General features: G+C 56.1%; 8 protein-coding genes. 3 read left to right on the top strand and 5 right to left on the bottom strand.

Annotated elements, in window-relative coordinates; all coding sequences use genetic code 11:
* From IK083_08455 to IK083_08440, 4 genes are all read right to left on the bottom strand, one after another.
* Positions 1-1,859, bottom strand: a 1,859-nt coding sequence (locus IK083_08455) for a beta-galactosidase (GenBank protein MBR4749584.1), incomplete at its 3' end; no start/stop codon positions are given.
* Positions 1,856-4,204 carry a family 14 glycosylhydrolase gene (locus IK083_08450; GenBank protein ID MBR4749583.1) on the bottom strand — a complete coding sequence of 783 codons (2,349 nt, stop codon included), beginning with the start codon at positions 4,202-4,204 and terminating at the stop codon, positions 1,856-1,858. The genes IK083_08455 and IK083_08450, both read right to left, overlap by 4 nt.
* Before the next feature lie 3 nt (positions 4,205-4,207).
* A complete protein-coding gene (locus IK083_08445) occupies positions 4,208-5,557 on the bottom strand; it encodes an HlyC/CorC family transporter (protein MBR4749582.1) in 1,350 nt (449 codons plus the stop codon).
* 121 nt (positions 5,558-5,678) lie between these two features.
* Entirely contained in the window at positions 5,679-5,969 is a 291-nt protein-coding gene (locus tag IK083_08440) for a hypothetical protein (GenBank protein ID MBR4749581.1), read from the bottom strand.
* 222 nt (positions 5,970-6,191) lie between these two features.
* On the opposite strand from IK083_08440, the gene IK083_08435 reads away from it, so the two are divergent.
* From IK083_08435 to IK083_08425, 3 genes are all read left to right on the top strand, one after another.
* A complete protein-coding gene (locus tag IK083_08435; GenBank protein MBR4749580.1) occupies positions 6,192-6,851 on the top strand; it encodes a hypothetical protein in 660 nt (219 codons plus the stop codon).
* Positions 6,852-6,930: 79 nt separating this feature from the next.
* Positions 6,931-7,962, top strand: a complete 1,032-nt coding sequence (locus IK083_08430; protein ID MBR4749579.1) for a hypothetical protein — start codon at positions 6,931-6,933, stop codon at positions 7,960-7,962.
* Positions 7,922-8,887 carry a hypothetical protein gene (locus IK083_08425; protein MBR4749578.1) on the top strand — a complete coding sequence of 322 codons (966 nt, stop codon included), beginning with the start codon at positions 7,922-7,924 and terminating at the stop codon, positions 8,885-8,887. The genes IK083_08430 and IK083_08425 overlap by 41 nt, the downstream gene beginning before the upstream one ends.
* A 99-nt stretch (positions 8,888-8,986) precedes the next feature.
* Here IK083_08425 and IK083_08420 read toward each other — a convergent pair whose 3' ends face one another.
* Complete coding sequence (locus tag IK083_08420) at positions 8,987-10,708, bottom strand: hypothetical protein (protein MBR4749577.1); 1,722 nt, start codon at positions 10,706-10,708, stop codon at positions 8,987-8,989.
* Between the last annotated feature and the right edge of the window lie 21 nt (positions 10,709-10,729).

Genomic DNA, 10,729 nt, shown 5'->3' with positions numbered 1-10,729 from the left:
TCGCAGTTGACCATATAGCGGATATTCTCATAATCCGGCCACCAGGGGGCCTCCCCCAGGGTGCAGGCTATATTGGGATAATAGAGCGCCACCGGCATGGGCCTCATGGTCTCCCGCCGCAAAAGCCCCGCGTACCGGGCCACACTGCCGTATTTGTCCGGGTGGTCCGTCAGGTTCCTGAAATAATCCTCGTGCTGAGCGGCGCCGGAGGTGACGGAGCCGTATATCCGGGCCGCCACTCCCTCCGGGGTCACGTTGCCGAAGGGTTCCTTGCCGCATTTGGCGCCGTAAAAAACGGCCGCGGAGGTCAGCAGGCGGGTGGCCAGGTTGTTGTGGACATACACGGAGCCCTCGTTGGTAAGGCGTATGCCCCCGCCGTATTTGGCGCAAAGCTTTGCGTTCAGCGAAAAGTCGCTGCCGTGCTGGGGCTCGCCGTTTCCTCCCGTGCAGAGATAAACGGGCACGTCGGGAAAATATTTGGCCGCCAGCTTCAGCCACATCTCCGCATATTCGTTCATGGCCTCCCTGTACCAGGTGACAAAGTCCAGATACTCTCTTTTGGCCTGAGGCGAGGCGTCCCTGATGTTGGCTTCCAGCGCTTCCAGGGCCTCCCCGCGGGCGGGAAAATCCACGTCCCGGAAGGTCCGGAAGTCCTTGCCCCAGGCCTTGTTGACGAGAGGCAGATAGCTGTACTTGCGTTTGACCCAGGCCCTGTAGTCCTCCAGAGCCTCCGGCACGCCGCACCAAAAGCCCTTGTGGCCGTGATAGCTGCCCGGCTCTATGCCTGCCAGACCCCCCATGACAGGGTGTATGGCTTCGCCGAAATCCCCCTGGATGCCCAGGAGCACCGTCTGAAGAAAGGAGTGGTCATAATGCCCGGCGCATTCCCGGAGAAACATCTCGACGTATTTCGGCGTGTCCGGATTCCATATATTGTCGATGAGGTTGCTCTCCCCGTGCTCCAGGCACTTCCCCGGCCTGAAGGCCGGGGTCTTGCGGTACCAGTCGGGCATGGCGTAGGAGGGGCCGAGTATAAGAAAAGGGCTGTAGCGGAGGCCGTGTTTTTTCAGGACCTCGTGTTCCCTGTCCCAGGGGCCCCATTCCCAGACCCCCTCCTTGTTCGGCATAAGGCCTTCAAAGGTCACGTAGCACTGCACCGACGACACTCCCAGCTTTTTCAGTATGGCGCAGCTTTCGTCGTCAAAGCTGGTGCCGAAGGCCGGGTCCTTTTGCCTCTGCTCTCTCGCCTGCCTGCCAAAGCCGTCGTCGCCGCAGACTACGAACTCCATAGGGTCCGAGGCCGGCAGGGACGCCTGAGGCAGGGAGCCGATATATTCCATGACGCCCTTCTGCCGCTGCTCCGGGCTGAGGACGGCGAGCAGCGGCTCCTCTTTGTATATCTCTATGCCTGTGAGCCGGAATCGGTAGGTCTCTATACGGAAGTCAGCGCCTCCGTTCTGGCTGCCTGCAAAGGCGGCGTCCGGCAGATAAAAGACCAGAGTGTCCTCCGCGCCGCACAAAAGCCTTTGGCCCGGAGCGTATGTGTAGGGTTCCGAGGCGGAGTTGTATCTGAGCTTCATCTCCCCCGGCACGTCGGAGGAACCCCGCACCGCTATCCACAGGCTGCCGGTCAGGGTCTTGCGTATATTCGGATCCGAGGCAAAATAGAGATAGTCCGCAAAGCTGCGGTTCATGACGCAGGGCCTGCCGTCCAGCAGGGCTTCGTCATATCTGCCGTCGGCGTTCGTTATGAGAAACAGACTGTTGGCCCCGCCGCCGCACTCATACACGGCAGCCGGCTCCGCCAAAAGGCCCGCGGAGCACAGGGCGAGCAAAAGACAAAAGAAAAGCCTGATCATAATCCCACCTTTTTGATGCTGTGGGGCTCCATGACGACGGAGCGCTCTCTCCCCTTCCAGATGTACCGCGCCTCCCGGGACTCGCCGGAAGCGTTGTGAAACAGCAGGGTGTTTTTGTCCGGCTGGGCTCCGAAGACCTGGTCGTCTGCCAGGTCGTATATGGGATAGTCCTTCTCCAGATATTCCCTGATGAGCCTGCGGGTCTCATAGAGGTCCCGGGCCCGGACTATGCTGCCGGAGCCGCAGCGGCCCTCCAGGAGCAGCCGCCGGGACTCGCCGGTCCCCGCCGGGTCCTCTATGGGGTCGTCCCCCACTATGATCACCCGGCCTCCGGCCTCCGCAAAACGCCTCATCTTCAATGCGTCCTCCGGCTCCGCCATATCGCCTCCCTGCAGCACCAGCACCCGGTATTTTTTCAGGGCTCCGTCCCGGATGAGCCGCTCGTCCACAAAGTCGTGGTCCGTGACGTCCCGCAGCCGGGCGGAAAAATTTGTAAAGCGGCCCCACTCCCGGGCTATGTCCAGAGTCATGCCCGTCAGGGGATAAAAGAGGGCCACCGGCACCACGGGCTCGGGATAGCGCTCCAGAAAGCCTATGTTTTTTCTGTGTATGGCAGTGCGCTCCGCTGTGGAAAACACGTTGCGGGCATATTCGTGGAGCTGGTCTGCCCCGGAGGAGGCGGCGCCGTATATACGGGCCGTCAGGCCGTCGGGAGTCACGTCGGTGGCGGGCTCGTGGCCGAATTTGGCGCCGTAGAAACGGCAGGCCGTGTCTATGAGCCGCACCAGACAGTTGTTCCACTTGTATTCGGAGCCTTCGTTGGTGATCCTCACGCCGCCGCGGTGTTTGGCGGCTATCTTGCACTGGAGGGAAAAGTCGCTGCCGTGCTGAGGCTCCATGTTGCCGCCGGTGCACAGGTATATGGGTATATCCCTGTCAAAGTATTTTTCGGCTATGCCCATCCACTCGTCTGCCAGCCTGCCCATGGACCCCCGGTACCACTCCATAAAGTCCAGATACTGCCTTTTCACGTATTTGTCCGCCTTGGGAAGGGCCTGCATATACCGGCCCACCTCTTCGCCCCGGGCGGGAAAGTCCACCTTGTCAAAGTCCCCGAAGGAGGTCCCCCACCGGCGGTCCAGGACCTGCGGGGAGCCGAAGCGCTCCCTGAGCCAGGCTCTGTAGTCCGCCAGAGCGTAAGGGTCGCCGCACCAGAAGCCGTTGTGGGAGTGATACTCCCCGGGTATGATCTGGGTCCAGCCCCCTGTCACCGGATATATGGCTTCGCCGTAATCCCCCTGTATGCCCAGGAGCACCGTCTCCAGCTTGGCCGGGTCGTTGTAGCGGGCGGCAAAGGCCGAGAGGAATCTGTCCACCCAGGGCATGAGACGGGGGTTCCACAGGCTCTCTATCTTGCTTTCCGCGCCGTGCTCCAGGCACACGCAGCCCGCGTGGTCCTCCGTCTCCCTGAACCAGGCCGGCACCGAATAGGCGGGGCCCAGTATCAAAAAGGGAGTCAGCTTCAGGCCCCTCTCCTGCAGGTTCGCCACCTGCCGGTCCCAGTTGTCCCATTCCCAGCGGTCCCGGGCTTCCGGCTCGCACAGCTCCCAGGTCACGTAGCTCTCCAGGCTGGTGGCGCCGAAGGACCGGTGCATGGCCTCAGTGGAAGGGTCGGAATTGTGGCCGAAGGGTATGGTCCAGCGTTCGGAGGGAGGGACCACCAGGTCGTAGATGCTGTCCCCCAGCACGTACATCATGCCCTCCCCGGCCCGGGACCGGGGCAGGCCTTCGAATGAGGCCAGTATCTGCCCAAGGCGCTCTTCTCCGTAGGCGTCGGGATAGCCCGCCGGCTTTTCCCTGTGGACCTGCACCGAATAGACGTGAAGGGAGGGGGCTTCCAGGCGGAAGTCCGCCCCGCCGTTTTCCGAGCCGTCAAAGGCCGCGTCCGGCAGGGGCAGGCATATATGGTCCCGTCCCAGATAAGGGGACAGCCGCACCGCCGCCGCCTTTTGCCACCGGTCGGCGGAGGACACGTATCTCAGGTTCAGCATGCCAAAGGATTCGCTCTCGCACTCTATCACCAGCCAGGGCTCGCTGCCGGCGGCCCGCCGCAGCTCCGGCTCCAGGGAAAAATACAGATAGTCCCGGGCGGCCAGGGGCCGGACATAGGCGCCTTCCGGCGTATTTTCAAGTATATAATTGCCGTCCCATCTGTTCTCGGGGGCGGGGTTCTCGCATATTCGCAGGGTACAGCCCGGGCGGCCTGCTTCAAACACGGCCACCTGAGCCGAGAGAGGAAGGGCTGTGAGCAGCAGCAATAACAGCGCCAGGTATTTCGTCAGCATGCGTTACTCCTTTTTCCGGTCCAGCCTGGTCACGGTCACCTTCAGTATCCTCTGACCGTCCATGGCCGTCACGCAGAATCTGTAGTCTTCATATACAAAGGCGTCTCCCGGCGAAGGGATGCTCCCCTTTTGCTCCAGCACAAAGCCGGCCACCGTGGCCACGTCCTTTTCTTCGGCGGGATAGCTGATGGACAGCAGCTCCGCCAGCTCCGTGAAGGACAGCTTGCCGGACACGTGCCACAGGCCCTCGGCAGGATGGTGGATCATGATCTCTTCGTCCCCGTCGTATTCGTCCTTCAGGTCTCCCACCAGCTCCTCCACCACGTCCTCGGAGCTGACTATGCCCTGAAACAGGCCGTATTCGTCCACCACCACAGCCAGCTGCTGGCTCTGGTGCTGCATCTTGTCCAGCAGCCTGTCCAGGCTGATGTTTTCCGACACGTACATGGGCTCCGTCAGCAGCTCCGCCAGAGGCTTGTCGGCCCCCACCAGGTCCTTGATGTTCAGAATGCCCTTTACCCTGCCGTCTTCCTCTGCCAGCACCGGATATCTGGTGTGCTTGGTCCGGGCGATGAACTTCAGATTTTCCTCATCCGAAGCCTCTATCTGCAGGCAGTGGGTGTCCAGACGGGGCACCATGATGTCCCGGGCGTCCTTTTTCTCAAAGTAGAACACCTTGCGGAGCATCTGCTTTTCGCTCTGCTCCTTGTCCGCCCCGGTCTCCTCCCCGGGCTCGGCCTCCGGCTCCTCCTGCAGCGAATCCTCCACCAGCATCCGCAGCTCCTCCAGAGAGTGGCCCTCGTCGGTCTGCCGGGACAATCCCGCCAGCCGCACCACCAGATTGGCGGAGCCGTTCAGCAGGAACACAAAGGGGAGAAAGAGTATGTAAAACAGGCGCATGGGTATGGCCAGAGCCAGCGCCACCTTTTCGCAGCGCTGGATGGATATGGTCTTGGGAGCCAGCTCGCCGAACACCACGTGCAAAAAGGTGATGAGGGCAAAGCCCACCAGCACGCTGATGGACCGGGCGCCGGAGGTGATGCCGAAAAACCGGAACACGGGCCTCAGGAGAGAAGACACAGCCGGCTCTCCCAGCCAGCCCAGGCCCAGGCTGGCAAGGGTGATGCCCAGCTGCGACACGGACAGATAGGCGTCCAGATGCTCTATGCCGAAGCGGGCCACCCGGGCCCTCAGGGAGCCCTCCCTGTCCAGCTGATGGATCCTGGTGGGGCGCACCCGCACAAAGGCAAACTCGGCTGCCACGAACACCCCGTTCAGGGCGATGAGCAGCGCTGCCAGCAGCAGATTCAGCAGGTGGATCAGATACGGATGGGACCATGGGCCGCTGTCCATAAATCGGTGTGTCTCCTTGGAATTGAAGTTTCTTATATTTTTATTATATATATTTTACGGGCTTATGTCAATAAAAAAATACGGCAGACCCGCAGGTCTGCCGGCAAAGAGTGGGCCGGGGTCACCCGGCTTTTTTGCAGTTTTTGGCGGCTCTCGCCGAATAGGCGCCGAGGGCGCTCCTGCGCCTCACGGGCGGAAAGGCGGCCTTCCTGCGCCTTGCCCGCATCTTCTCCCGGACGGCAAAGCCCGCAGGGACGGCGGCGGTCAGCGCCGCAAAGGACAGGGCCCAGCACTTGCCGGGAACGAGGTTGCCCGCGCCGGCCTGGGCTCCCGCCCACAGGGCGGCCAGCATGGAGAGGGTCATGGCAGCGCTCAGGCCGAAGGCCTTCATCAGCTCCAGGTACTTATTCATAAGTTATCCTCCGAAATATATTGTCGGCGTCGTGTTGACTCTTCAACACCCGCAATTCTATTGTACCACAGAGCTTTGTTGACTGTCAACCGGTTTTCAAAAAATTTGTTGATTTTTCAACTTTTTTCGCCCGGGGCCCGAATACGGTTGACAAGGGCCGCCCCGGGAGTTTATAATATATTTGTTAGTTGATAAACAACACGCCTTCAAGGAGTAAATATCATGTCCAAGGAATTCACCCGCCTGGTCCGGCAGGACAAGCTGCTGGCCGGCACGGAGTCCGCTCTGGCCAAAAAGACCGGCATCAACCGCAACACCCTTCACTACTGGCTGGCCAACGAAAACGCCCGCCCTTCCTATGAGAATCTGGTGGTCTATACGGAGAATATGGACTGCCTCCCCGAGAGAAAGCTGGATTATTTCGAGGCCTGCGGCCTGCCCGCTCCCCCGGAGCTGCTGACCGCCAATGCGGAGCCTCTCTTTACCGAAGTGCCCATCATAGGCCACGTCCACGCGGGCCACACGGCCTGGTCCGAGCAGGAGAGCCTGGGCACCATGCCCGTGGACAACGACCGCCTGAAGGACGCCGACGAGCACTTTTTCCTGGTGGTGGAGGGCGACTGTATGAACAGGCTCATCCCGGAGGGGGCTCTGGCTCTGGTGTCTCAGGACCGGTATCCCATCAACGGCAACACGGTGGTGGTGGCCCGGGAAGACGAGGAGCATATGATACGCAGATATTTCAAGCGGGGAGGCACCATCAGGCTGGTGCCCGAGTCCTTCAATGAGGAGCACACCCCCCTGGAGATCAGGGAGGACGATTTTTACAGAGACGGCTGGAAGATCATCGGAGTGGTCACCTCCGCGGTCATAGAGCTGTAGTGATTAATACTTATTGCTTTATTCGGCGTAATAAGTTATAATTAAGTGAGCAATAGAATAGTTTAGCATTCGAGGAACGATGAATAAACAGAAAATCACGAAGGGACAATTTTTCACCAAGGCTCAACTATGGTTAAAACCCCAGGTTAAAGATTTCATAGAGAGTTCTGATCGTGCGGTTGCGTATGACCCTTTTGCCGGTGCAGGGGATTTAATAAACTGCTCAGACCTTTACGGGATAAAGAATAGATTAGGACTAGATATAGATGATAGCTTAGGCTGGGAACATAATGATAGTTTGCTGCGAGTTCCTCGTATTGACAATTCTATAATCATAACTAACCCGCCATATCTTTCAAACTATTCTGCTTCAAGGAAAAAAGTTATGGAAGATGTCAAGCAATATTTCGATGCTTCAGAGTATGATGACTTATACCTCATCGCTCTTGATAGATTGTTGCAAAGCTCTGATTATGTAGTCGCCATTGTACCCGAGACATTTATAAATTCAAACTACCTGCAGAAAAACAGACTTAGCCAAATAACAATACTGGAAGAGAACCCGTTTGAAGACACAGAAACCCCTGTATGTGTCGCATGCTTTGATAACGCAATAAAGCCGTTAGAGGATATAGTAATATACAAAAACAATGACTTAATAACTACCCTTGCGGAGATCGAGGCGTTAAGGCTACAACCCAAGAACAACATCAAGATTATTTTTAATAAATCAGATGCTTGGCTAGGTTTACGTGCAGTAGATACTACGAACCCTGCCAAGAGAATAAAATTCGATTATAAAGAGAATTTTAATTACGATTGGAGCAAGGGGATAAAAGTAAGTTCCAGACTATTAACCTTGATAAATATTAATGTTCCAGATAACGATAGGCAATCATTCATAAACGAGTCTAACAGCATACTTGAAGATGTCAGACTAAAAACAAGTGATATAATACTGTCTCCGTTTAAAGGAAACATGAAAAACGGCGTTCGTAGAAGAAGATTAGACTATTATACTGCAAGGGCCATTTTAGAAATAGCATACATAAAGATCTATGGAGAAAACGATGTGTCAGACCAACCTTTATTATTTTCGACTTTCGGTTAAAAACAAGGAGAGTTATATAAACCCGGTTTACTCTAAACTTGTAAACCAATTAGTTATCCCACAGACTTCGGACGAGAAAAACGCATTGACAGAAGCAAACGAGAAGGTTATAAGAAATATTACGACCATCTATACACTTATCTATGACAGTGGATATACAATAAATGATGATCCTGTCTATGCCTGTATAAAAAACATTAGTGAATCCATGAATACTGAAGGGATGAATTTCTCTGCATTTTGTCAGTATTTTAATGTTCATAATATCAACTACAATTGCTTTCAAGATATGGATGAGAATGACAGAGTTGATGCTCTCAAATACATCATCCAAGAGTTCATAAAAAACAGGCATAAAATGTATGAGTCACACGGGTATTCAAACATAGTTATGCAGGTAATGTGCGACAGTTATTCTCACAAAAGAAAGGGGAGCTATGGAACGCAAAAGATTGCTGCTATCCTTGATAAACTCGGAGTAAAAAACAAAAGCAATTCTACTGACACTCCGACAAATTTCTATCTGCTGAGCGACAAGGAAGGAAAGGATGAGTTCAAACGATACGCCGAAAAACTTAACATCCCTTTGTCAACAGAGGGAAGAACAACGAAAAAGTTTCCTGATGCTTTTATTAAAATCGGGAATGATTACTATGTTGTTGAGCAGAAAAACATGAAAGAAAGCGGCGGGGGGCAAGATAAACAAATGAAAGAGGTTATAGATTTTATTGATAAAAAGCCTACTCGCAGTAATATTCATTATGTTTCGTTTCTTGACGGAATATTCTTCAACCTCCTAAGTTCCGCTGACTCGGGAAAACTATTCGACGAAAAAAAAGACATACAAAGATCACTTAAAAAGTATAAGGGTAATTATTTTGTGAATACGTTTGGATTTCATTCACTGTTTGAGGACTTGTTGTGAAATCAAGATTGTTGAGAATCCTGTTTTGGATATCAACCATCATATATAACTTAAGATATAAAAACACGGGAAAGCGAGGCCGCTTTCCCGTGTGTTTTTTTATTTGTCGTCCTTTTTGGCCGGCGGGTTCACCACGAAGGGCGTCCCCTTGCCGGCGGAGACTGTGATCCGGGCGAGACCGGCTCCCAGGAGCCTGTGGTCTCCCGATTCGGAAAACCAGCCCTTTACCCTGAGCTCCGGCTTCAGCATCTCGCCGTTCCCCGTGTTCACGGTGAAGGACAGGGTCTGAGGCCCCGACTTGGTGATGCCTGCCAGCTTTTTGCCCTCCAGATACACTCCGGCGTCGTTGGCCAGAGCCGATTCGGGCAGCTCTGCCAGCTCCAGGGTCACCGTCACCTTTTTGTTCTTGTTCACGGGCAGGAGCAGGACGGCCTTGTCCGAGGTCCAGCGCTTTACTCTTTCCTTGCCGTGGACGCCTGTGACAAAGGGCTCGTCTCCCGGCTCGCCCACGTTCACGGTGTAGCAGTCCTTCTGAGCCGCGGTCAGAGAGGCCTCGGGATCGGGGGTGTTCAGGGCCACCTGCGCCTTGGAGCCTATGCGGTTGTCTATGATCAGCCTCTCGGAGGCTATGTTGGCGTTCACTATGGCTTCCTTCACGCCTTCGTCCAGTATGAGGTGCTTGGGCCCCGCCTGGAAGGTGTTGCCCTGCACGATGGCGTCTCCCTTTTCCACGTTGATGGCGGCGGTGCCAAAGTTCTCGAAGTGGCAGCCTATGACCGACAGATGATTGGCGCCGGCGTTGCGGACCCCGTAGCACAGAGGCCCCCAGAAGGCGCAGTTGGACAGGCTCACCTTGCCCGTGGTGTCGGGGGCCACGTCCACTCCCACGGAGTCATGGCTCCGCCAGCGGCCCACGAATTCCCCGTTGGTGATCAGCAGGCCCGGAGCCTGAGCGGCCTCCACCAGCACTCCCGCGGCGCAGCTGTCGGCTCCCAGACCGAGAAAGTTGCCGTTGCAGGCTCCCGCGTCGGACTGGCTGAACTTGTAGCCCACTCCGTAGCCGAAGCAGAAGCAGTTGAAGACGTACTGCCAGTCGGTGCGGGCGAACTCAAAGGCCACCCCGTTCTGATTGATCCATTCGCCGTAGGCGGGATTTTTGGACCCGGTGTTGCCAAAGGGCCAGAAGTGGCAGTTTTCCACCCGGCTGATGTCGTAGCACTTGTCTATGTAGAGGCCTCTCTTGGAGGGGTAGCCATAGACCTTGCTGATGAAGCTGCGGCCTACTCCCACCAGCCTGATGCCCTCATAGGCGTTCCAGAGCATCACGTCGATGACGTTCTGATTGTCCCCCGTATAGCCGGCGATGCAGGGCGGATAGGGCACGGGAGGCGCGTCCATGTAGTCTATCTCGGGATAGTATATCACCAGTCCCTTCACGCCGTTGTTGGAGCCCACCAGCTCTATAAAGGGCTTGTCCTCCGGCTTGTTGCGGCCGGCGTAAGCCCGGAGCAGGCTGCCCTGCCCCATGACGTCCTCGGGCTTGCCGTCAAAACGCTCCGTGGGGCCCGCCTGATAGGTGCCCACGAGAAACACGCCTGACCTGATGACCAGATTGCCTCTGACGTCGTATATGCCCGTAGGGACCTGTACGTTGCCGCCGCCGGCCTCAAAGGCGGCGTCAAGGGCCTTCTGAAAGGCCTCGGTGCAGTCGGTCCTGCCGTCGCCTTTGGCGCCGAAGTCCGTGACGATGAGGTCCGACGGGGCGGCAAATACCGCCGTCACGCTCATGAGAATGAGCAGTACCCATAATGCTTTGTTCATCTTTATTCCTCGTAATCCATA

The organism is Abditibacteriota bacterium (genome assembly GCA_017552965.1).
Taxonomy (GTDB): Bacteria; Armatimonadota; UBA5829; order UBA5829; family UBA5829; genus RGIG7931.
This window is presented reverse-complemented; position numbering and strand designations above follow the sequence as displayed.

What these genes read in the sequence shown, in the direction of transcription:
- IK083_08425 (MBR4749578.1), top strand. Translation starts at nt 7,922, where the DNA reads ATGTGTCAGACCAACCTTTATTATTTTCGACTTTCGGTTAAAAACAAG.
- IK083_08430 (MBR4749579.1), top strand. Translation starts at nt 6,931, where the DNA reads ATGAATAAACAGAAAATCACGAAGGGACAATTTTTCACCAAGGCTCAA.
- IK083_08445 (MBR4749582.1), bottom strand. Translation starts at nt 5,557, where the DNA reads ATGGACAGCGGCCCATGGTCCCATCCGTATCTGATCCACCTGCTGAAT.
- IK083_08440 (MBR4749581.1), bottom strand. Translation starts at nt 5,969, where the DNA reads ATGAATAAGTACCTGGAGCTGATGAAGGCCTTCGGCCTGAGCGCTGCC.
- IK083_08450 (MBR4749583.1), bottom strand. Translation starts at nt 4,204, where the DNA reads ATGCTGACGAAATACCTGGCGCTGTTATTGCTGCTGCTCACAGCCCTT.
- IK083_08435 (MBR4749580.1), top strand. Translation starts at nt 6,192, where the DNA reads ATGTCCAAGGAATTCACCCGCCTGGTCCGGCAGGACAAGCTGCTGGCC.
- IK083_08420 (MBR4749577.1), bottom strand. Translation starts at nt 10,708, where the DNA reads ATGAACAAAGCATTATGGGTACTGCTCATTCTCATGAGCGTGACGGCG.